This window comes from Variovorax sp. J31P179 (assembly GCF_030316985.1).
Taxonomy (GTDB): domain Bacteria; phylum Pseudomonadota; class Gammaproteobacteria; order Burkholderiales; family Burkholderiaceae_C; genus Variovorax; species Variovorax ginsengisoli_B.
The window spans coordinates 323,657-345,590 of record NZ_JASZYL010000002.1 but is presented as its reverse complement, the minus strand read 5'-3'; the positions used below and the strand labels follow the sequence as shown (position 1 = coordinate 345,590).

The following is a 21,934-nucleotide window of genomic DNA, read 5'->3' as shown; positions in this document are numbered from 1 at the left end:
GTCAGGCGAGGCTCAGCGTCTCGGCGATGCTGCGCGCGCAGCGCTCGGCCTGCGCCGCATCGCGCGCTTCGACCATCACGCGCAGCAGCGGCTCGGTGCCGCTGGCACGGATCAGCACCCGCCCGCTGTCGCCGAGCTCCCGCTCGACACGTTCGCTCTCGGCCGCCAGCGCCGCATTCGACTTCCAGTCCTGCCCTTCCGCCAGCCGCACATTGACGAGGGTCTGCGGGAACAAGCTCACGCCGGCCAGCAATTCGCCCACGCTACGGCCGCTGCGCACGCAGGCCTGCAGCACCTGGAGCGCGCTCACGATGCCGTCGCCGGTGGTGTGGCGGTCGAGCGCCAGCAAGTGGCCCGAGCCCTCGCCGCCGAGCAGCCAGCGGCGCTTTTCGAGCTCTTCGAGCACATAGCGGTCGCCGACCTTGGCCCGCACGAATTCGATGCCCTGCCGCTTCAGCGCCACCTCGACCGCCTTGTTGGTCATCAACGTCCCGACCACGCCGGCCGGCTTGTCGCCGCGCGCGATGCGCTCCATGACCATCAGGTAGAGCAGTTCGTCGCCGTTGAAGAGGCGCCCGTCGGCATCCACCAGCTGCAGCCGGTCGGCATCGCCGTCGAGCGCGATGCCGTAGTGCGCGCCCTGCGCCCGAACGGCATCGATCAGGGCCTGCGGATGGGTGGCGCCGAAACCCTTGTTGATGTTGAGGCCGTCGGGCGCGCAGCCAATGCTGATGACGTCCGCACCGAGTTCGTGGAAGACCTGCGGCGCCACCTGGTAGGCGGCCCCGTGCGCGGCATCGACCACCAGCTTCATGCCGCGCAAGGTCAGGTCGTTGGCGAAGGTGCTCTTGCAGAATTCGGTGTAGCGGCCCGGTGCATCGTTGAGGCGGCGCGCCTTGCCGAGCTGTGCCGAATCCGCCCACACCGGCGCTTCTTCGAGCGCCGCTTCGACCGCCAGCTCCCATTCGTCGCTGAGCTTGGTCCCCTGGGCGCTGAAGAACTTGATGCCGTTGTCGGGAAAGGCGTTGTGGCTGGCGCTGATAACCACGCCCAGGCTGGCGCGCTGGGCACGCGTCAGGTAGGCCACGCCGGGCGTCGGCAGCGGGCCGAGCAGGACAACGTCGACACCGGCCGAATTGAAGCCGGATTCGAGCGCGGATTCGAGCATGTAGCCCGAGATGCGGGTGTCCTTGCCGATCAGCACGGTCGGCCGCGACTCGGTCTTCTTGAGCACCCGGCCGACCGCATGGGCGAGCCGCAACACGAAGTCGGGGGTGATCGGGGGCTGGCCGACCGTGCCGCGAATGCCGTCGGTGCCGAAGTATTGTCTTGTCATGGGTTCGTTTCCTGTTCTTGTTCTTGCTCGGCCATCGCCCGCCACACGGCGAGTGCGGCCACGGTCTCGCGCACATCATGCACGCGCACGATCGCCGCGCCGCGATCGACCGCCAGCACGGCCGCGGCCACGCTCGGGACCGTGCGCTCGCCGGCCTCCGCGATGCCGGTGACGCTGCCGATCGAGGACTTGCGCGACCAGCCGGCAAGCAGCGGCCAGCCCGCCGCGAGCAGTTCGCGCTGACGCGCCAGCAGCGAGAAGTTCTGCGCCACGGTCTTGCCGAAGCCGATGCCCGGGTCGAGCACGATGCGCGACGCCTCGACCCCCAGCCCGGCCAGCGCCCGCGCCTGCCGCTCGAGAAAGCCGCGCACCACGGGCACCACGTCGCCGTCCATCGGCGCCGCCTGCATCGTCTGGGGATCGCGGTGCATGTGCATCAGGCAAATCCCGCAAGACGGATGCGCCGCCACCGCCTGCATCGCCCCAGGCTGTCGCAGCGCCCAGATGTCGTTCACGATGTCGGCGCCCAGGTCCAGCACGGCGCGCATCACCTCGGGCTTGTAGGTGTCGACGGACACCGGCACCTGCAGTGTCACGGCCTCCCGCACCACCGGAAGCACCCGCGCGAGTTCGACCTCCAGCGGCACCGCCGGGCTGCCGGGGCGAGTGGATTCGCCGCCGATGTCGAGAATGTCGGCGCCCTCCTCGATCAGCTGGACGCAATGCCGCAGCGCGGCTTCGCTCGATGCGTGCGCGCCGCCATCGGAAAACGAGTCGGGCGTGACGTTGACGATGCCCATGACCTGGGGACGCGCCAGGTCGATGGCGAAGCGCGTCGTGCGCCAGACCGTCGTCATGCGCGCAAGGACCCAAAGAAAAACGGGGCCCGAGGCCCCGTGATCTGCGAAAGCGTCATGCTCAGGCGGCGGTCGGTGCCGGGTCGGGATTGACCGCCGGGGTGCCGCCGCTGCCGCCGCCGCTGTTCGACGGCGGGATGCGCGGCGTCCAGTCCTTGGGCGGGCGCGGCGCGCGGCCGGCCATGATGTCGTCGAGCTGCTCGGTGTCGATGGTTTCCCATTCGAGCAGGGCCTTGGCCATGGCATGCATCTTGTCGCTGTTCTCCTCGATCAGGCGGCGCGCCAGGGCGTACTGCTCGTCGATGATGCGGCGAACCTCGGCGTCGACCTTCTGCATGGTCGACTCGCTCATGTTGGTGGTCTTGGTGACCGAACGGCCCAGGAACACCTCGCCCTCGTTCTCGGCGTAGACCATCGGTCCCAGCGATTCGGTCATGCCGTAGCGCATCACCATGTCGCGGGCGATCTGGGTCGCACGCTCGAAGTCGTTGCTGGCGCCGGTGGTCATCTGGTGCATGAACACTTCTTCGGCGATACGGCCGCCGAACAGCATGCTGATCTGGTTCAGCATGTACTCGCGGTCGTAGCTGTAGCGGTCTTGCGCCGGCAGGCTCATGGTCACGCCGAGCGCGCGGCCGCGCGGAATGATCGTGACCTTGTGGACCGGGTCGCACTTGGGCAGCAGCTTGCCGATCAGCGCGTGGCCGGACTCGTGGTAGGCCGTGTTGCGGCGCTCTTCCTCGGGCATCACCATGCTCTTGCGCTCGGGGCCCATGAAGATCTTGTCCTTGGCCTTCTCGAAGTCCTGCATCTCGACCACGCGCGCATTGCGGCGAGCGGCCATCAATGCGGCCTCGTTGCACAGGTTGGCCAGGTCGGCGCCCGACATGCCGGGCGTGCCGCGGGCGATGATGCTCGGGTTGACGTCCTGGCCCAGCGGCACCTTGCGCATGTGGACGTTGAGGATCTGTTCGCGGCCGCGGATGTCCGGCAGCGTGACATAGACCTGGCGGTCGAAACGGCCCGGACGCAGCAAGGCGGCATCGAGGATGTCGGGACGGTTGGTCGCCGCCACCACGATCACGCCGAGGTTGGTCTCGAAGCCGTCCATCTCGACCAGCATCTGGTTCAGGGTCTGTTCGCGCTCGTCGTTGCCGCCACCCAGGCCGGCACCGCGCTGGCGGCCGACGGCGTCGATTTCGTCGATGAAGATGATGCAGGGCGCGTTCTTCTTGGCGTTCTCGAACATGTCGCGCACGCGGGCCGCGCCCACGCCGACGAACATCTCGACGAAGTCGGAACCCGAGATCGAGAAGAACGGAACCTTGGCCTCGCCGGCGATGCTCTTGGCCAGCAGGGTCTTGCCGGTGCCCGGAGGGCCGACCAGCAGCAGGCCGCGCGGAATGCGGCCGCCGAGCTTCTGGAAGCGGGCCGGGTCCTTCAGGAAGTCGACCACTTCCTTGACTTCTTCCTTGGCCTCGTCGCAGCCCGCGACGTCGGCGAAGGTGACCTGGTTGGTGTTCTCGTCGAGCATGCGGGCCTTGCTCTTGCCGAAGCTGAAGGCGCCGCCCTTGCCGCCGCCCTGCATCTGTCGCATGAAGTAGACCCAGACGCCGATCAGCAGCAGCATCGGGCCCCAGCTGACCAGCAGGGTCATGAGCAGCGAGCCCTCTTCGCGCGGCTTGACGTCGAACTTGACGTTGTTGGCGATCAGGTCGCCGACCAGGCCGCGGTCGAGGTAGGTGGCGGTGGTGCGGATCTTCCGGTCGTCATTGGTGATGGCGACGATCTCGCTGCCTCCCTGGCCTTCCTGGATGGTGGCGCTCTTGATGCGGTTGCCGCGAACTTCCTCGAGGAAGTCGCTGTAGCCGATGTTGCCTGCGCCGGCTGCGCCGCGGGTGTCGAACTGCTTGAACACAGTGAACAGCACCATCGCGATGACGAGCCAAACGGCAACTTTGGAAAACCACTGATTGTTCAAACGAAACTCCAGTCGGGGGCGCGCAAAAAATTAGGGAACAGAAAAAGCGCACTGTCTGCGGCAATTGGTGCCCATTTTAGGCTTTTCAACCTGCGAAAACCCGTAAATTCCCTAGAGCAGCCATAGGGCACAAGCGGTTTTTGGCACGTATCAATTGGTATCCGGCCGCTTGAGTCCGATGCCGACCATGAAGGTTTCCGAGGATTTGTCCCGCGAAGCCTTGGGTTTCATGGGTTTCACGGTCCGGAAGTTGTCCTTGAACAGGCGGGTCAGCTCGGCGTAGCCGCTGCCGTGGAACAGCTTGGCGACCAGCGCGCCCTCGGGCTTCATGTGCTCGCGGGCGAACTCGATGGCGAGCTCGATCAGGTGGGCGATGCGGGCAGTGTCGGCCGAGGCGATGCCCGACAGGTTGGGCGCCATGTCGGACACCACCACGTCGGCCAGCCGGCCGTCCATGGCGATCGCCAGCCGGGCCAGCACCTCGTCCTCCCGGAAGTCGCCCTGCAGGAAGGTCACGCCCTCGATCGGCTCCATGGGCAGGATGTCGAGCGCGATGATGGTGCCGGCCAGCTCGCCCGAGGCCGCGCCCGCAGGGGACATCCGGCGCCGGACGTACTGGCTCCAGGCGCCCGGCGTCGAGCCCAGATCGACCACCAGCTGGCCGGGTTTGATCAGGCCCAGCGTCTCGTCGATCTCCTTGAGCTTGTACGCGGCGCGGGCCCGGTAGCCCTCCCGGTTGGCCAGTTTCACGTAGGGATCGTTGAGGTGATCGTGCAGCCAGGCCTTGTTCAGCTTCTTCGTTTTCGGTTTGGGATTCATTGACACTCGATAATACGGGGATGCCCGCCATTCAACTTACCCCTGCGCAGCGCAAGGTGCACCGCTCCGAAGCGCACCATCTGGACCCGATCGTCATGATCGGCGGCGACGGGCTCACCCCCGCCGTCCTGAAGGAAGCCGACGCCGCGCTCAAGGCCCATGGCCTGATCAAGGTGCGCGTCTTCTCCGACGACCGCGCGGCGCGCGAAGCCATGCTCCAGACCCTGTCCGACCAGCTGGACGCCGCGCCGATCCAGCACATCGGCAAGCTGCTGGTGCTGTGGCGGCCGATCCCCGAAAAGGAACGCACGATCGACGAAGACCGGATGCCCGGCCCGCGCGACGTCAAGATCATCAAATACAGCAAGCGCGCCGGCCAGCGGCCCGAGATCAAGACCCTGCGGGTGCTCGGCAACCAGCGCCTGACCCCCGGCGGCACGATCAAGCGCGCCAAGGCCAAGCGGCCGCTGTCGGCCAAGAAGCGGAACCAGGCAGACTGAGGATGCCGAGCGAGACTGCGGGCAAGCCCCCGCGCCAACGGCACGTCCTGTGCATGAAATGGGGCACCAAGTACGGGCCCGACTACGTCAACCGCCTCTATGCGATGGTGCGGCGCCACCTGACGGGCGACTTCAGCTTCGTCTGCCTGACCGACGATGCCAAGGGCATCCGCAGCGAGGTGCAGTGCTTTCCGATCCCGCCGCTCGACCTCGAACTGGCACCGGGCCAGCCCGACCGGGCCTGGAAGAAGCTGACCACCTTCGAGGCCGACCTGTACGGGCTGCGCGGCACCGCCCTGTTCGTCGACCTCGACGTCGTCGTGGTCGGCAGCCTGGATGCCTTCTTCGAGCAGCCCGGCGAGTTCCTGATCATCCACGACTACGAGCGCCCCTGGCGGCGCCGGCGCATCACCGGGAACTCCTCGGTGTACCGCTTCGAGCTGGGTGCACATCCCGACGTGCTGGCGAACTTCCGCCAGAACATGGATGCGGTGCAGACCGAATATCGCAACGAGCAGGCCTACCTGTCGGACTTCATGCACCGCCAAGGCAAGCTCGCCTACTGGCCCGAAGCGTGGTGCCCGAGCTTCAAGTACCACGGGATCCCGACCTGGCCGACCAACTACTGGCGCGAACCCTTCGTGCCCGAAGGCGCCCGGATCATGGTGTTTCACGGCGAATGCAATCCGCCCGACGCGCTGGCCGGACGGCGCAACCGTCGCTTCCGGTTCATCCGGCCGGCGCGCTGGATCACCAGCTTCTGGAAGGCCTGATCAGGCCGCCCTGCGCCCCATGCGCCAGAGCACGACAGCTGCGCAGAGCCATTGACCCAGGTACATGGCGCTGCCCAGCGTGTGCCAGAGTTTGAGGTTCTCGCGCGCCAGGATCCGCGGGGCGACCGCGTACTGCTGCAGCAAGGCCAGCAGCAAGCCGGTGATCACCCAGCCGGTGATGGTCCGCGCGGCGGCATCCATCCGTTCGCCGGCCTGGGCCCGGAAATGCACCAGCAGCACCAGGCCGCAGGCCAGGGCGACCCAGGTCTGGGCCGCGAACAGCTGGCCCGCCATGTTGCCGGCCACGGCCGGACTGCCGAGGCGGGCGAACAGCATCGGCACCACCAGGAAGCCGATGGTCGACAGGCTGCCCCACCAGAAGGCGGCGACCAGCAGGGCGATGCGGTCTTTCATGCGCGGGCGGCCGACGCCGCTCAGAGGTAGCTGACGGCGACGATCTCGTAGCGCTTGATGCCGCCAGGGGCCTGCACCTCGGCGGTGTCGCCCTCTTCCTTGCCGATCAGCGCCCGCGCGATCGGGCTGGAGACGTTGATCAGCCCGAGCTTGAGGTCGGCCTCGTCCTCGCCGACGATCTGGTACTTGAGCGCCTCGCCGGTCTTCTCGTCCTCGAGTTCGACCGTCGAGCCGAAGACCACCTTGCCGCCAGCATCGAGCGCGGTCGGATCGATGACCTGGGCCGCCGACAGCTTGCCCTCGATGTCCTGGATCCGGCCCTCGATGAAGCCCTGGCGGTCCTTGGCGGCCTCGTATTCGGCGTTTTCGCTCAGGTCGCCCTGGGCCCGGGCCTCGGCGATCGAGTTGATGACCCACGGACGGTCGACCGTCTTGAGCCGTTGCAGTTCTTCGCGCAGCTTCTCGGCGCCGCGTTTCGTGATCGGGATGGTGGCCATTTCGTTGCTCCAGAAAGCGAAACCGCCGAACGCTGCCGTTCGGCGGTCGATGGGAGAAAAAAGTTCAGACGAGCGTGCGTCCGGTCAGCCGGCTCAGGATCGCGAGCGGGCTGGAATCAGGATTGTATTGCCTTGCGGCGGGCAGATGCAGGGTCTGCTCGAGCATGTACTGGCCCGACATCACGGCATGCGAGGTCTGGTCCGAAAAACAGACCCACACCGATCCGGCCGGAAACGGCACGGTCTGCTGCTCGCACTTTTCCTGGTAGTCCAGGTCGGACTTCATGCCGTCGTGCAGCTGCAGCATCAGGTGGTCGTACTCGCTGCGCAGCGACTTGGTCACTCGCAGCGCGCGCAGCAGCTTTGCCTGCCAGCGCGAATAGGGCTTGGCACGCGGCAGGAAGCGCGCGGCGACCGCCTCGAACGGCTCGCCGACTCGCCAGACCCGCGGCGCCCCCTGCGGATTGACGTTGGTGAAGACACGCAGGATGCGCTCGCCGTAGTTGGGGCGCGACGGAAACGAATCCACGTGCAGGCGGCGATCGTCGGCGCGCCACGACTGCACGCGCGTCTCGACCTGCGCCGGCCGGTAGCTGGTCGGCGCCAGGCGCAGGGCCGGCACGTAGTGCGGCAGCAGGCCGTGGATCAAGGTCTGCGCCTGGGTCCGGAAGCGCCCGACCATGGCGGCCACCGCCTGTTGCCGCGCCTCGTCGCCGGCCACGCCCTTGATCCGGCCGTTCGCGTCCAGGCTGATGTTGCGCACGTCGGGCGACAGCACGGCGGGCAACAGCAGCGCCTGCTCTTCGGGTTGCAACCGGAAACCGAGCTGCGGAAAGTACAGCACCTTGCCGGCCTCGAGCGCCGCGATCCACGCCTCGTTCGGCGTGGCCGCGTTCCAGTCGCTCAGCGCGAGCTCGACGAGTTGGTTCTCCATGCAAAAGTCTCCTTCGACCTTATTCTGCGGCCATCCCACCGGCAAGACCTTGCGCTCGATCAGGCCAGCTGCGCGTGCATTTCCTGGATCGAAATGACGCCCAGCTCGTCCATGTGCTGCATCCCTTCGACCGCCGCTTCGGCGCCGAAGATCGTGGTGAAGGTGGTCACGCGGGCCAGCAGCGCCGAGGTGCGGATCTGGCGCGAATCGGCGATCGCGTTGCGGCGCTCTTCGACCGTGTTGATGACCAGCGCAATCTCGTTGTTCTTGATCATGTCGACGATGTGCGGGCGGCCTTCGGTCACCTTGTTGACCACCGCGCAGGCGATGCCCGCGGCGTTGATCGCCGCCGCCGTGCCCTTGGTCGCGATCAGCTCGAAGCCCAGCTTGGCCAGGCCGCGTGCGACCTCGACGGCACGTGCCTTGTCGTTGTTCTTGACCGACACGAACACCTTGCCCGACTTGGGCAGGATGGTGCCGGCGCCGATCTGCGACTTCACGAAGGCCTCGCCGAAGGTCTTGCCCACGCCCATCACTTCGCCGGTGGACTTCATCTCGGGGCCGAGGATGGTGTCGACACCCGGGAACTTGACGAACGGGAACACGGCCTCCTTGACGCTGAAGTACGGCGGCGTGACTTCCTTGGTGACGCCCTGCGACTTCAGCGACTGGCCGGCCATGCAGCGCGCCGCGACCTTGGCCAGCTGGATGCCGGTCGCCTTGCTCACGTAGGGCACGGTGCGCGAAGCGCGCGGATTGACCTCGAGGACGTAGATCACGTCCTGGCCGTCCTTTTCCTGGATCGCGAACTGGACGTTCATGAGCCCGACCACGTTCAGCGCCTTGGCCATCGCGGCGCTCTGGCGCTTGAGCTCGGCCACGGTCTCGGCCTTCAGGCTGTAGGGCGGCAGCGAACAGGCGGAATCGCCCGAGTGGACGCCGGCCTGCTCGATGTGCTCCATCACGCCGCCGATCAGGGTCGTGCCTTCGGCGTCGCGCAGGCAGTCGACGTCGCATTCGACCGCGTCGTTGAGGAAGCGGTCGAGCAGCACCGGCGAATCGTTGCTGACCTTGACCGCCTCGCGCATGTAGCGCTCGAGGTCGCGCTGCTCGTGGACGATCTCCATCGCGCGGCCGCCGAGCACGTAGCTCGGGCGCACCACCAGCGGGTAGCCCAGCGCCGCGGCCTTCTCGAGCGCTTCCGGCTCGGTGCGCGCGGTGGCGTTCGGCGGCTGGCGCAGGCCGAGCTCGTGCAGCAGCTTCTGGAAGCGCTCGCGGTCTTCGGCGGCGTCGATCATGTCGGGGCTGGTGCCGATGATCGGCACGCCGTTGGCTTCCAAGTCGAGCGCGAGTTTGAGCGGGGTCTGCCCGCCGTACTGCACGATCACGCCGGTCGGCTTTTCCTTGTCGACGATCTCCAGCACGTCCTCGAGCGTCAGCGGCTCGAAGTAGAGCCGGTCGCTGGTGTCGTAGTCGGTCGAGACGGTCTCGGGATTGCAGTTGACCATGATGGTCTCGTAGCCGTCCTCGCGCATCGCCAGCGCGGCATGCACGCAGCAGTAGTCGAACTCGATGCCCTGGCCGATGCGGTTCGGGCCGCCGCCGAGCACCATGATCTTCTTCTTGTCGGTAGGCGCGGCCTCGCACTCGTCCTCGTAGGTCGAGTACATGTAGGCGGTGTTGGTCGCGAACTCGGCCGCGCAGGTGTCGACCCGCTTGTAGACCGGGCGCACGCCGAGCGCGCGGCGTTTCTCGCGGACCGCGGTGTCGGTGGTCTTCAGCTGGCGCGCCAGGCGGCGGTCGGAGAAGCCCTTCTTCTTGAGCGCGAGCAGGGTCGCCTTGTCGATGTCGGCCAGCGACTTGGTTTCGAGTTCGAGCTCGATCTTCACGATCTCCTCGATCTGCACCAGGAACCAGGGATCGATCTTGGTGAGCGCGAACACCTCGTCGACGCTCAGGCCCATCGCGAAGGCGTCGCCGACGTACCAGATGCGGTCGGGGCCGGGCTCGCCGAGTTCCTTCTCGAGCACTTCGCGGTCTTGCGTCTTCTCGTTCAGGCCGTCGACGCCGACTTCGAGTCCGCGCAGGGCCTTCTGGAAGGATTCCTGGAAGGTGCGGCCCATCGCCATCACCTCGCCGACCGACTTCATCTGGGTCGTCAGGCGCGAATCGGCCTGCGGGAATTTCTCGAAGGCGAAGCGCGGGATCTTGGTGACGACGTAATCGATGCTGGGCTCGAAGCTGGCCGGCGTGGCGCCGCCCGTGATTTCGTTGCGCAGCTCGTCGAGCGTGTAGCCGACGGCCAGCTTGGCCGCGACCTTGGCGATCGGGAAGCCGGTCGCCTTGGAGGCCAGCGCGGACGAACGCGAGACGCGGGGGTTCATCTCGATGACGACCATCCGGCCGTCCTTCGGGTTGATCGAGAACTGCACGTTCGAGCCGCCGGTGTCGACGCCGATCTCGCGCAGCACCGCCAGCGAGGCGTTGCGGAGAATCTGGTATTCCTTGTCGGACAGAGTCTGGGCCGGCGCCACGGTGATCGAGTCGCCGGTGTGCACGCCCATCGGGTCGAGGTTCTCGATCGAGCAGACGATGATGCAGTTGTCGGCCTTGTCGCGCACGACTTCCATCTCGTACTCTTTCCAGCCGAGCAGCGACTCTTCGATCAGCAGCTCGTTGGTGGGCGAGGCTTCGAGGCCGCGCTTGCAGATGATCTCGAACTCTTCCGGGTTGTAGGCGATGCCGCCGCCGGTGCCGCCGAGCGTGAAGCTGGGGCGGATCACGGTCGGGAAGCCAACGCTCTTCTGGACGGCCCAGGCCTCGTCCATCGAGTGCGCGATGCCCGAACGGGCCGAACCGAGACCGATCTTGGTCATCGCGTCCTTGAACTTCAGCCGGTCCTCGGCCTTGTCGATGGCCTCGGGCGTGGCGCCGATCAGCTCGACCTTGTACTTGTCGAGCACGCCGTTGCGCCACAGGTCGAGCGCGCAGTTGAGCGCGGTCTGGCCGCCCATGGTCGGCAGGATCGCGTCGGGACGCTCCTTGGCGATGATCTTCTCGACCGTCTGCCAGCTGATCGGCTCGATGTAGATGACGTCGGCCGTGGCCGGGTCGGTCATGATCGTCGCCGGGTTGCTGTTGATCAGGATGACTTTGTAGCCCTCCTCGCGCAGCGCCTTGCAGGCTTGCACGCCGGAGTAGTCGAATTCGCAGGCCTGGCCGATGATGATCGGGCCGGCGCCGATGATGAGGATGCTCTTCAGGTCTGTGCGCTTAGGCATTCTTCTGTCCTTCTTTGTGACTTTGCATGAGTGCCGTGAAGCGGTCGAACAGGTAGCCGATGTCATGCGGGCCGGGCGAGGCCTCGGGGTGGCCCTGGAAGCAGAAGGCCGGGCGGTCGGTGCGCGCCAGGCCCTGCAGCGTGTTGTCGAACAGGCTGATGTGGGTCGGACGCAGGTTGGACGGCAGGGTCTTCTCGTCGACCGCGAAGCCGTGGTTCTGGCTGGTGATGCTGACGCGGCCGTTGTCCAGGTCCTTCACGGGATGGTTGGCGCCATGGTGGCCGAACTTCATCTTGAAGGTCTTGGCACCCGAGGCCAGCGCCATGATCTGGTGGCCCAGGCAGATGCCGAAGGTCGGGATGCCGGTCTCGATCAGTTCCTTGACCGCCGAGATCGCGTAGTCGCAGGGCTCCGGGTCGCCCGGGCCGTTGGCCAGGAAGATGCCGTCGGGGCGCAGCTTGAGCACGTCGGCCGCGGGGGTCTGGGCCGGCACCACGGTGATGCGCGCGCCGCGCTGCGCGATCATGCGCAGGATGTTCTTCTTGACGCCGTAGTCGAAGGCCACGACGTGGAACTTGGGCGTGATCTGCACGCCGTAGCCCGAGCCCAGCTTCCACTCGGTCTGAGTCCACTCGTAGGTTTCCTTGACCGACACCACTTTGGCGAGGTCGAGGCCGGCCATGCTCGGCGCGGCCTTGGCGGCGGCCACGGCCTTGTCGATCAAGGCCTGCGTGACCTGCTCGCCTTCGGCCAGCCCCAGGATGCAGCCGTTCTGGGCCCCGTTCGTGCGCAGGTGGCGGGTCAGCTTGCGGGTGTCGATGTCAGCGATGGCGACCGTCTTGCCGCGCACCAGGTAGTCGCTCAGCGTCGCGGTCTTGCGGAAGTTGGACGCGACCAGCGGCAGGTCCTTGATGATCAGGCCGGCGGCATGGATCTTGTCGGACTCGATGTCTTCCTCGTTGACGCCGTAGTTGCCGATGTGCGGATACGTGAGGGTCACGATCTGCTGGCAATAGCTCGGGTCGGTCAGGATTTCCTGGTAACCGGTCATGGCGGTGTTGAACACCACTTCGCCGGTCGTGGCGCCGGTGGCGCCGATCGAGTTGCCGAGAAAGACCGTGCCGTCTGCAAGCGCCAGGATGGCGGGCGGGAATTTTCCCTTGAGAGACAAAAGCACTGGGATCTCCGGATGGATGACGCCCAAAGCGAACCCAAGAAAGACTTTGGGCTGCGACCTTCGTCGAGGAGTTGGCTTGCGTGCGCTGTGGGCGGGGTGTGAGCGGGAAAGCCCTTGATTATAGCCGGCCCGCGGCCCTGGAATCTGCTCCGGCAGCACTTGCATACAAGCAGATCGCCGCCGCAGCGGCGACGTTGAGCGACTCTTCGCCACCCGGCTGGGCGATGCGGACATGGCGCGCCGCCCTCGCCTCCAGGGCAGCCGACACGCCCTGCCCTTCATGCCCCATCAGCCAGGCGCAGGGAAATGGCAGTTCGGCCCGGTGCAGCCAGTCGCCGCGGTGCGAGCTGGTGGCGATCATCGGCACTTCGAGCGCATCGAGAACCTCGGTCTCGACCCCTTCGATCAGCCGCAGGCCGAAATGCGCCCCCATGCCGGCGCGCAGCACCTTGGGCGCCCACAGCGCCGCCGTGCCCTTGAGCGCGATGACCTGCGCAAAGCCGAAGGCGGCGGCGCTGCGCAGGATCGAGCCCACGTTGCCGGCATCCTGCAACCGATCGAGCACCACGGTGGGCGACCTCGGCGCGACCGCGGGCCGGGCCGGCAGGTCGAGCACGAAACCCATCGGCGCCGGCGATTCGAGCCCGCTGACGCCCGCCAGCAAGGCATCGGCCAGCACCACCGTCTTCGGCGCGGCGCCGGCCCATTCGTGGCGCGCCGCGGGCCAGAGCGATTCGGCAAACACGGCCACCGCCGGCCGCACGCCGCGCTCGCGGGCCGCCCGGCACAGGTGGTCGCCTTCGAGCCAGATCCGGCCGGCCTTGCGGTAGGCGCCGGGGTCGTGCGCCAGCTTGCGCAATTCCTTGAGCAGCGGGTTGTCCTTCGACGTGACGTGGCTGACCTCGTCGACGCTCATCGAAGTTCTTCACCGAAATTGGCCATATCTTCGGCCGGCGCGGAGACCCGCGCCAGCGCCGCGGCGACCGGGCTGAACGACTTGCGGTGGTGGACGCAGGCGCCATGGCGCAGCAGCGCCTCGAGGTGCTCGGGCGTGCCGTAGCCCTTGTGGCCGGCAAAGCCGTAGTGCGGAAATTCGGCGTGCAGGTCCTCGCACAGCCGGTCGCGGTGCACCTTGGCCAGGATCGAGGCGGCCGAGATCGCCTTGACCCGGGCGTCGCCCTTCACGATGGCTTCGGCCAGCACGTTGAGCGTCGGCAGCCGGTTGCCGTCGACCAGCACCTTGACCGGCTTCAGCCGCAGCCCCTCGACCGCGCGCCGCATCGCCAGCATCGTCGCCTGCAGGATGTTGTGGGTGTCGATCTCCTCGACGCTGGCCTGGGCGACCGAGCAGCACAGCGCCTTGGCCAGAATCTGGTCGTGCAGGCGCTCGCGCTGCCGGGCGGTCAGCGTCTTGGAATCGGCCAGGCCACGGATCGGGCGCAGGTCGTCGAGGATGACGGCCGCCGCCACCACCGGCCCGGCCAGCGGCCCTCGGCCGGCCTCGTCGACCCCGGCCATGAGGCCGGGACCGTCCCAGACCAGCGTCGCCTGCTCAGCCTGCAAGAACTTTCTGGATCGCATCGGCGCACAGTGTCGGCGTATCGCGCAGCAATTCGGCATGCATCGCGCAAAAACGTTGTTGCAAGGCGTGAACCTTGTCCGGTGAAGCCAGCCAGTCCAGCGTCGCCTCGGCCAGCGCCTCGGGCGTGGCGGCGTCCTGGAGAATCTCGGGCACCACGAACTCGCCGCTGAGGATGTTGGGCAGGCCGACCCACGGCTGCAGCTGCTTGCGCTGCATCACCAGCCGCCAGGTCAGCGAGTTCACGCGGTAGGAGATCACCATGGGGCGCTTGAACAGCGCCGCCTCGAGGGTCGCCGTGCCGCTGGCGATCAGCGTGGCGTCGCAAGCCGCCAGCGCGGCATGGGACTGGCGGTCGAGCAGGGCCACGCGGCCGGCCAGTTCGCTGGCGGCCAGGATCTGCTCCATCTCCGGGCGCAGGTTCGGCAACACCGGGCAGATGAAGCGCAGCCCGGGCCGCGCTTTCAGCATGAGGGCGGCGGCGGCGAAGAACATGGGCGCCAGCTGGCGCACTTCCGAGCGCCGGCTCCCGGGCAGGATGGCGACCACCTCGGCGTCCGGGTCGAGCCCGAGCGCCTTGCGCGCGGCCTCGCGATCGGGCGTCATCGGGATCACCTTGGCCAGCGGATGGCCCACGTAGGTGGCGGCAATCCCGTGCTGCTCGAGCAAGGCCGGCTCGAACGGGAAGATGCACAGCACGTGGTCGGCGGCCGCGCGCAGCTTGACGACCCGCTCCGGCCGCCAGGCCCAGATCGAAGGACAGACGAAATGCGCGGTCTTGATGCCGCGCTCGCGCAGGCCGGCTTCGAGATCGAGGTTGAAATCGGGCGCGTCGACACCGATGAAGATCTCGGGCCGCTCGCGCAGCAGCCGGCCCCGCAACTGGCGCCGGATGCCGGCGATCTCGGCGTAGTGCCGCAGCACTTCGACGTAGCCGCTGACGGCGAGCTTCTCCTGCGGCCACCAGCTTTCGAAACCGCGCGAGAGCATCTGGGGTCCGCCGATGCCGACGGCCTTCATCGCGGGCCAGCGCGCCTGCAGGCCATCGAGCATCAGGCCCGCCAGCAGGTCGCCCGAAGCCTCGCCGGCGACCAGCGAAAACTGCCGCTGCGTTTCAGGCATGCGACGGCTCAGCGCGCGATGCCGCGCGTGGCGCCGGCGAGAAATTCGCTCATCACCGCGACGTCGGGCGCCGCTTCGGGCGTTTCGGCAGCCAGCGCCTCGATCGCGGCGCGCGCCTCGTCGAGCGTCTTGCCCTGCCGGTACAACAGGCGGTGCATCTGCTTGACCGCCGCGATCCGGGCCGGCGAGAACTCCCGGCGGCGCAAGCCGACCACGTTGAACCCGCGCACGGCGAGCGGATTGCCGTCGACCAGCATGAAGGGCGGCACGTCCTGCGTGACCGCGCTGGCAAAACCGAGCATCGCATGGGCACCGACCGACACGAACTGGTGGATGCCGGTCAGCCCGCCCACCGTCACCCAGTCGGCGAGGTGCACGTGGCCGGCCAGGGTCGTGTTGTTGGCGAGCGTGGTGTGGTCATCGACACGGCAGTCATGCGCGATGTGCGTGTAGGCCATGATCCAGTTGTCGTTGCCCACCCGCGTGACGCCGCCTGCCCCCGGCACGCCGATGTTGAAGGTGCAGAACTCGCGGATCACGTTGCGATCGCCGATGACCAGTCGCGTGGGTTCGCCGGCGTATTTCTTGTCTTGCGGCACCGCGCCCAGCGATGCGAACTGGAAGATCCGGTTGTCGCGGCCGATGGTGGTCCTGCCCTCGATCACGCAGTGCGCGCCGATCGTGGTGCCGGCGTCGACCCGAACGTGCGGGCCGATCACGGCGTAGGGACCGACACTGACCGTCGGGTCGAGTTCGGCCTGCGGGTCGACGATCGCCGTCGAATGAATCAGGGTCATGCCGGCAGGATCAGTTGATCTGGCGCATCGCGCACATCAGTGTCGCTTCGCAGGCCAGTTCGGCACCGACCAGCGCGCGCCCCTTGAACTTGGAGATGCCGGCCTTCATGCGCTCGATCTCGACCTCCAGCGTGAGCTGGTCGCCGGGCTCGACCGGCCGCTTGAAACGGGCGCCGTCGATGGCGGCGAAGTAGTAGACCGTGTTGTCGTCGGGCACGATGTCCAGCGAATGGAAGGACAGCAGCGCCGCCGCCTGTGCCATGGCCTCGAGCATCAGCACCCCCGGCATCACCGGGCGATGCGGGAAGTGGCCGTTGAAGAAGGGCTCGTTCATGGTCACGTTCTTGAGTGCCGTGATGCGCTTGCCCTTTTCCATCTCGAGCACGCGGTCCACCAGGAGGAACGGGTATCGGTGAGGCAGCAGCTTGAGGATTTGATGGATATCGAGCGTCGTCATGATTTCTTGTCCTGCATCGTCATTTTTTCCAGCGCCTTGAGGCGCTCCCGCAGACTGTGCAGTTGCTTGAGCGTGGCAGCGTTTTTCTCCCAGGTCGCATTGTCGTCGATGGGAAACACGCCGGTGTAGTGGCCGGGCTTGTGGATGGAGCGCGTCACCAGCGAGTTCGACGAGATGTTCACGTGGTCGGCGATCGTCAGGTGCCCGAGCACGCCGGCCCGGCCGCCGAAGGTGCAGTGGGCGCCGATGGTGGCGCTGCCCGCCACCGCGGCGCAGCCGGCCATCGCGGTGTGCTTGCCGATGCGCACGTTGTGGCCGATCTGGATCAGGTTGTCGAGCTTGACGCCGTCCTCGATCACGGTGTCCCCGAGGGCGCCGCGATCGATGCAGGTGTTGGCGCCGATCTCGACGTCGTCGCCGATGCGCACTGCGCCCAGTTGCTCGATCTTGACCCAGGCCCCTTCATGGGGCGCGAGTCCGAAGCCGTCGGCGCCGATCACCACGCCCGGATGCAGCAGGCAGCGGGCGCCGATGACGCAGTCCTCGCTCACGGTGACACCGGACTTGAGCACCGTATCGGCCCCGATGCGGGCCCCGCGCTCGACCACGCACAGCGCGCCGACCCGGGCGCTGGGGTCGATGACGGCTTCGGGGTCGATCACCGCACTGGGGTGGATGCGCTGGGCCTCGGGCCGGGCATGGGCCTTCTTCCAGAGCTGGGTCAGGCGGGCGAAATAGAGATAGGGATCGGGCGTCTCGATGAATGCGCCGCGCGCGGCGGCGGCTTCGCGCATCGCCGGGGCCACGATCACGCAGGCGGCCCGGGAGGCTGCGAGTTCCTTCTGGTACTTGGGATGGCTCAGGAAGGCGATCGCATCGCCCTCGGCCGTCGCCAGCGGCGACAGCCGCTCGATCGGCAGCCCGGGATCGCCCTGGAGATCGCCTCCGAGGGCCTCGACGATTGCGCCTAGCCGCAGTGCCACGCCGTTTTCGCGGCGCTACTTGCCGCCGGCCGGGGTCGACCCATTGGCCGACGTGTTGGTGGGCGTGTTGCTCGAGGCGTTGAGCGCCTTGATCACCTTTTCGGTGATGTCGTGCTTGGGGTTGATGTAGATCGCCTCCTGGAGGATGGCGTCGTACTTCTCGGCCTCGGCCACCTGCTTGACCACACGGTTGGCGCGCTCGTAGACCTGCTGCAGCTCTTCGTTCTTGCGTGCGTTCAGATCTTCCTGGAATTCGCGACGGCGACGCTGGAAGTCGCGGTCCTGGTCGACCAGCTGCCGCTGGCGGGTCACGCGCTGGCTCTCGGACAAGGTCGAAGCCTCGCGCTCGAACTGCTCGGAGGCCGCCTTCAATGCCGCACCCTGCGCCGTCAGATCCTTTTCGCGCTTGAGGAACTCGGCCTCGAGCTTGGCCTGGGCGGCTTTCGCCGGCTGCGCCTCGCGCAGCACCCGGTCAGGATTGACGAATCCGATGCGGAAGGTTTCCTGCGCATGGGCAGCCGGCAGCCCCGCCGCCATGAAGACAGGAACAAGCAGCGCACCGGCGGCACGAAGCAGTGGAGTCATTAGAAAGTCGTTCCGATCTGGAATTGCAGGCGTTGAATTCTATCCTCCGGGATCTGCTGGGCGACATCCCCCTTCTCGTAGACGACCGGGAAGGCATAGGCGATGCGCAGCGGCCCGAGCGGCGAAATCCAGCTGATGCCCAGACCCACCGAGGCCCGGATCTTGTTGATCGAATCCCATTGGGCGTTGGTCGACCAGGGGGTGCGGTCGCCGAACACGTTGCCGGCATCCATGAAGCCGTACAGGCGCAGGGTGCGGTCGTTGCCGGCGCCCGGGAACGGCGTGCTCAGTTCGGCATTGAAGATCGCCTTCTTGATGCCGCCCAGCGCCGCGCCCACGGTCTGGCCGTACAGCGGAATGTCGCGCGGGCCGAGCGAGTTCTGCTCGAAGCCGCGCACCGAACCCAGGCCACCGGCGTAGTAGTTCTTGAAGATCGGGAACTGCTGGCCGCTGAAGGCGCCGGCGTAGCCGAAGTCGCCGTTGATCGCGAAGGTGTACTGCTTGTTCAGCGGGAAGTACTGCTGGTACTTGTAGCCGGCCTTGTAGTACTTCATGTCGGACCCGACGCCGACCTCGAGGTTGGCGCTCTGCAGCACACCGGTGGTCGGGACCAGCGCGCTGTCGCGATTGTCGCGGGCCCAGCCGATCGACAACGGGACCCCCGAGACCGTCGGGTTGCCGCAATACAGCACGCCCAGCTGGCCGTTCGGCGCGATGCAGCCGAAGTACTGCTGGTACGAAAAGGGCACGTAGCCGGCGAACGAGGTGCCCGGGTCGAAGCGGTAGCGCTCCACGCCGGCGCCGAAGAACACCGTGTCGCGTTCGCTGAACGGCACGCCGAAGCGGATGTTCCCGCCCTCGGTGGTCAGCCTGTAGTTGCCGTCGATGTTGCCGTAGTAAGGCTGCGTGGTCGCGGTGTAGAGACTGATGGTGCGCGAGATCCCTTCCTTGGTGAAGTAGGGATCGGTCGTCACCAGGGACAGCGTGCGGTTGTACTTGCTGGTGTTGATCTGCACACCGAGATAGTTGCCCGAGCCGAACACGTTTTCCTGCGAAATGCCGAAGGTCAGGCTGATCTTGTCGGCACTCGAGAAACCGGCGCCCAGCTGCAGCGAGCCGGTCGGCTTCTCGGTCACGTTGACCGTCAGGTCGACCTGGTCGGGCACGCCCGGAACTTCCTGGGTGTCGACCGTGACTTCGGTGAAGTAGCCGAGCCGGTCGACCCGGTCGCGCGACAGCTTGATCTTGTCGCCGTCGTACCAGGAGGCCTCGTATTGGCGGAACTCGCGCCGGATCACTTCGTCGCGGGTGCGGTTGTTGCCGCCCACGGCCACGCGGCGCACGTAGACCCGGCGCTCGGGCTCGGCCTTGAGCGTCAGGGCCACCCGGTTGGTGGTGCGATCGATCTCGGGCGTGGCCTGCACGCGGGCGAAGGCATAGCCGAAAGAGCCGAAGTAGTCGGAGAAGGCCTTCGTGGTCTGGGCGACCTGCTCGGCGTTGTACGGCTCGCCGGGCTTGATCGCGACCAGGGTCTTGAACTCTTCCTCGCGGCCGAGGTAGTTGCCGTCGAGCTTCACGCCGGAGACCACGAACTTCTCGCCTTCGCTGATGTTGACCGTGACCGAGAGGTCTTGCCGGTCGGGCGAGATCGCGACCTGCGTCGAGTCGATGCGGAACTCGAGGTAGCCGCGCGACAGGTAGTACGAACGCAGCGTCTCGAGGTCGGCATTGAGCTTGGCGCGCGAATACTGGTTCGACTTGGTGTACCAGCTGAGCCAGCCGCCGCTGTCCTGGTCGAACAGGCTCAGCAGGGTCGATTCGCTGAAGTCCTTGTTGCCGGCGATGTGCACTTCGCGGATTCGCGCGGGCTCGCCTTCGGTCACGGTGAAGGTCAGGTTGACGCGGTTGCGCTCGATCGGCGTGACCGTGGTCACGACCTGGGCGTTGTAGAGGCTGCGGCTCACGTACTGGCGCTTGAGTTCCTGCTCGGCCCGGTCGGCCAGCGCCTTGTCGTAGGGACGGCCGTCGGCCAGGCCGACTTCGCGCAGGGCCTTCTGCAGGTTCGCCTTGTCGAATTCCTTGGTGCCGACGAAGTCGACGTCGGCGATGGTCGGCCGCTCCTCGACGATCACCACCAGCACGTTGCCGTTGATGTCGATGCGCACATCCTTGAACAGCCCGAGGTCGAACAGCGCCCGGATCGCGGCCGAGCCGCGGTCGTCGTTGTAGGTATCGCCCACGCGCAAGGGCATCGAGGCGAAGATGGTTCCCGGCTCGACGCGCTGCAGGCCTTCGACCCGAATGTCGCGCACGGTGAAAGGCTCGACCGCCCAGGCTGCCGTGGCCGCCAGGGCGCTGGCCACCACCGCGGCAACGCTGCGCAGGCGAAAGCGACTGATTGTTGTGTTCATCTGTGAATTGCGCCAGGGCCGGAAAGGGCTGGCAGAAAAGTTAACCAAAGAGCCGCGTGACGTCGTTGAAGAGTGCGATCGACATCATGACCAGCAGCAGCGCGACACCGCCGCGCTGAAACCTTTCCATCCAGGCGTCGGAGACGCTCTTGCCGGTCAGGCCCTCCCAAAGATAATACATCAGGTGTCCACCATCGAGGACCGGCAGCGGCATGAGGTTCAGCACCCCCAGGCTCACGCTGATCAGGGCCAGGAACACCATGTACTGCGTCAAGCCGAGGCTGGCGGACTTGCCGGCGTAGTCGGCGATCGTGAGCGGTCCGCTGAGATTCCTGAGCGAGGCCTCGCCGATGACCATCTTGCCCATCATGCGCACGGTCAGCGCCGACACCTCCCAGGTGCGGACCACGCCGCGCCAGACGCCGTCGACCACGCCCTGGCGCACCAGCACCATCGCGGGCGGCGCGCCGACATAGGCACCGATGCGGCCGATCTTGCCGCTGGGTTCGTCGCGCAGCTCGGGCGTGACATCGATGCGCAGCGACTGCCCGCCGCGCTCGACCTGCCAGGTCTGCATGCGGGGCTGGCCGCCATCGACCGAGGTCCGAATGATCTCGCGCAGCTGCTGGCCATCGACGATCGGCGTCGTGCCGACCAGGCGCACCAGGTCGCCGTTGCGCAGTCCCGCGCGCTCGGCGGCGCTGCCGGGCATCACCTCGCCGATCTCGGGGCGTGTCATCGGCGTGAGGAGGCCGATCTTGCGGAACATCTGGGCGTCCGCATCCTTGGCCTCGATGCGGCTCAGAGGCAGCACCAGTTCGCGCGCCGGGCGCCCGCCCTCGCCCGCGATCTCGAGCGTCAGGTCGCGGCCATCGAGGGCGCCGCGAGTCATGCGCCAGCGCAGGTCTTCGAAGGACTGGACGGCGTCGAGCTCGCCGTCGAAGCCCGCCCGCGCGATGTGTTCGCCGCCTTTCAGCCCGGCCTGTTCGGCCAGCGATGCGGCGACCGGCCGGGCCAGGGTCGCGGCCGGTTCCTGAACGCCGATCCAGTTGACCAGCGTGTAGAGCACGACCGCCAGCAGCAGGTTGGCGATCGGTCCGGCCGCCACGATGGCGGCCCGCGAGCGCAATGGCTGGGTGTTGAAGGCGCGGTGGCGCTCCTCGGCCGGCACCGGGCCCTCGCGTTCGTCGAGCATCTTCACGTAGCCGCCCAGGGGGAAGGCGCCGATGACGAACTCGGTGGTCTGGCCCGGATGCTGGCGCTTGGGCTGCCAGCGATAAAGCGTCTTGCCGAACCCGACCGAGAAGCGCAGCACCTTGACGCCGCAGGCCACCGCGACCCGATAGTGGCCGTACTCGTGCACGGCGATGAGCAGGCCGAGGGCGACGATGAAGGCAACGACTGTGAGCATCGGGTTCCCCGGGTTGGTGG

At 67.1% G+C, this 21,934-nt stretch carries 20 protein-coding genes; 2 read left to right on the top strand and 18 right to left on the bottom strand.

What is annotated here, in order from left to right; all coding sequences use genetic code 11:
* Nucleotide 1: 1 nt before the first annotated feature.
* The 4 genes from glmM to QTI17_RS05970 all read right to left on the bottom strand — a co-directional run bounded on the left by glmM (nt 2) and on the right by QTI17_RS05970 (nt 4,993).
* Nucleotides 2–1,336: a phosphoglucosamine mutase gene (gene glmM, locus QTI17_RS05985; RefSeq protein WP_286531733.1), complete on the bottom strand. Its 1,335-nt coding sequence runs from the start codon at nt 1,334–1,336 to the stop codon at nt 2–4.
* Nucleotides 1,333–2,193 carry a dihydropteroate synthase gene (gene folP, locus QTI17_RS05980; RefSeq protein WP_286531732.1) on the bottom strand — a complete coding sequence of 287 codons (861 nt, stop codon included), beginning with the start codon at nt 2,191–2,193 and terminating at the stop codon, nt 1,333–1,335. The genes glmM and folP overlap by 4 nt, the downstream gene beginning before the upstream one ends.
* A gap of 61 nt (nt 2,194–2,254) precedes the next feature.
* The gene (ftsH, locus tag QTI17_RS05975) at nt 2,255–4,174 is read right to left on the bottom strand and encodes an ATP-dependent zinc metalloprotease FtsH (RefSeq protein ID WP_286522341.1); all 1,920 of its coding nucleotides are present in this window, start codon (nt 4,172–4,174) and stop codon (nt 2,255–2,257) included.
* Nucleotides 4,175–4,324: 150 nt separating this feature from the next.
* Nucleotides 4,325–4,993, bottom strand: a complete 669-nt coding sequence (locus tag QTI17_RS05970) for an RlmE family RNA methyltransferase (RefSeq protein WP_286531730.1) — start codon at nt 4,991–4,993, stop codon at nt 4,325–4,327.
* Nucleotides 4,994–5,013: 20 nt separating this feature from the next.
* On the opposite strand from QTI17_RS05970, the gene QTI17_RS05965 reads away from it, so the two are divergent.
* Nucleotides 5,014–5,493: a YhbY family RNA-binding protein gene (locus QTI17_RS05965; RefSeq protein WP_286531729.1), complete on the top strand. Its 480-nt coding sequence runs from the start codon at nt 5,014–5,016 to the stop codon at nt 5,491–5,493.
* Between the two features lie 2 nt (nt 5,494–5,495).
* Nucleotides 5,496–6,266: a glycosyltransferase gene (locus QTI17_RS05960; RefSeq protein WP_286531728.1), complete on the top strand. Its 771-nt coding sequence runs from the start codon at nt 5,496–5,498 to the stop codon at nt 6,264–6,266.
* On the opposite strand, the gene QTI17_RS05955 is transcribed toward QTI17_RS05960, so the two are convergent.
* From QTI17_RS05955 to rseP, 14 genes are all read right to left on the bottom strand, one after another.
* The gene (locus QTI17_RS05955) at nt 6,267–6,680 is read right to left on the bottom strand and encodes a DUF4149 domain-containing protein (RefSeq protein WP_286531727.1); all 414 of its coding nucleotides are present in this window, start codon (nt 6,678–6,680) and stop codon (nt 6,267–6,269) included.
* Between the two features lie 20 nt (nt 6,681–6,700).
* Nucleotides 6,701–7,177 carry a transcription elongation factor GreA gene (greA, locus tag QTI17_RS05950; RefSeq protein ID WP_286531726.1) on the bottom strand — a complete coding sequence of 159 codons (477 nt, stop codon included), beginning with the start codon at nt 7,175–7,177 and terminating at the stop codon, nt 6,701–6,703.
* Between the two features lie 64 nt (nt 7,178–7,241).
* Nucleotides 7,242–8,111 carry a Kdo hydroxylase KdoO gene (gene kdoO / locus QTI17_RS05945; RefSeq protein ID WP_286531725.1) on the bottom strand — a complete coding sequence of 290 codons (870 nt, stop codon included), beginning with the start codon at nt 8,109–8,111 and terminating at the stop codon, nt 7,242–7,244.
* A gap of 59 nt (nt 8,112–8,170) precedes the next feature.
* Nucleotides 8,171–11,392, bottom strand: a complete 3,222-nt coding sequence (gene carB, locus QTI17_RS05940) for a carbamoyl-phosphate synthase large subunit (RefSeq protein WP_286531724.1) — start codon at nt 11,390–11,392, stop codon at nt 8,171–8,173.
* The gene (gene carA, locus QTI17_RS05935; protein WP_286531723.1) at nt 11,385–12,569 is read right to left on the bottom strand and encodes a glutamine-hydrolyzing carbamoyl-phosphate synthase small subunit; all 1,185 of its coding nucleotides are present in this window, start codon (nt 12,567–12,569) and stop codon (nt 11,385–11,387) included. The genes carB and carA overlap by 8 nt, the downstream gene beginning before the upstream one ends.
* A gap of 118 nt (nt 12,570–12,687) precedes the next feature.
* Nucleotides 12,688–13,485, bottom strand: coding sequence for a TrmH family RNA methyltransferase (locus QTI17_RS05930; protein WP_286531722.1), 798 nt, complete (start codon nt 13,483–13,485; stop codon nt 12,688–12,690).
* Nucleotides 13,482–14,150 (bottom strand): ribonuclease HII, encoded by a 669-nt coding sequence (rnhB, locus tag QTI17_RS05925; RefSeq protein ID WP_286531721.1) that lies wholly within the window; start codon nt 14,148–14,150, stop codon nt 13,482–13,484. Before rnhB ends, QTI17_RS05930 begins: the two co-directional genes overlap by 4 nt.
* Nucleotides 14,122–15,270 carry a lipid-A-disaccharide synthase gene (gene lpxB, locus QTI17_RS05920; RefSeq protein ID WP_286531720.1) on the bottom strand — a complete coding sequence of 383 codons (1,149 nt, stop codon included), beginning with the start codon at nt 15,268–15,270 and terminating at the stop codon, nt 14,122–14,124. Before lpxB ends, rnhB begins: the two co-directional genes overlap by 29 nt.
* Before the next feature lie 8 nt (nt 15,271–15,278).
* Complete coding sequence (lpxA, locus tag QTI17_RS05915) at nt 15,279–16,067, bottom strand: acyl-ACP--UDP-N-acetylglucosamine O-acyltransferase (RefSeq protein WP_286531719.1); 789 nt, start codon at nt 16,065–16,067, stop codon at nt 15,279–15,281.
* 10 nt (nt 16,068–16,077) lie between these two features.
* On the bottom strand, nt 16,078–16,524 hold the full coding sequence (gene fabZ / locus QTI17_RS05910) for a 3-hydroxyacyl-ACP dehydratase FabZ (RefSeq protein ID WP_286522354.1): 447 nt from the start codon (nt 16,522–16,524) through the stop codon (nt 16,078–16,080).
* Nucleotides 16,521–17,507, bottom strand: a complete 987-nt coding sequence (gene lpxD, locus QTI17_RS05905) for a UDP-3-O-(3-hydroxymyristoyl)glucosamine N-acyltransferase (RefSeq protein WP_286531718.1) — start codon at nt 17,505–17,507, stop codon at nt 16,521–16,523. The genes fabZ and lpxD overlap by 4 nt, the downstream gene beginning before the upstream one ends.
* A 15-nt stretch (nt 17,508–17,522) precedes the next feature.
* Nucleotides 17,523–18,092: an OmpH/Skp family outer membrane protein gene (locus QTI17_RS05900; RefSeq protein WP_286522356.1), complete on the bottom strand. Its 570-nt coding sequence runs from the start codon at nt 18,090–18,092 to the stop codon at nt 17,523–17,525.
* Complete coding sequence (bamA, locus tag QTI17_RS05895) at nt 18,092–20,503, bottom strand: outer membrane protein assembly factor BamA (RefSeq protein ID WP_286531717.1); 2,412 nt, start codon at nt 20,501–20,503, stop codon at nt 18,092–18,094. Before bamA ends, QTI17_RS05900 begins: the two co-directional genes overlap by 1 nt.
* Before the next feature lie 40 nt (nt 20,504–20,543).
* The gene (gene rseP / locus QTI17_RS05890) at nt 20,544–21,914 is read right to left on the bottom strand and encodes an RIP metalloprotease RseP (RefSeq protein WP_286531716.1); all 1,371 of its coding nucleotides are present in this window, start codon (nt 21,912–21,914) and stop codon (nt 20,544–20,546) included.
* Nucleotides 21,915–21,934 lie beyond the last annotated feature (20 nt).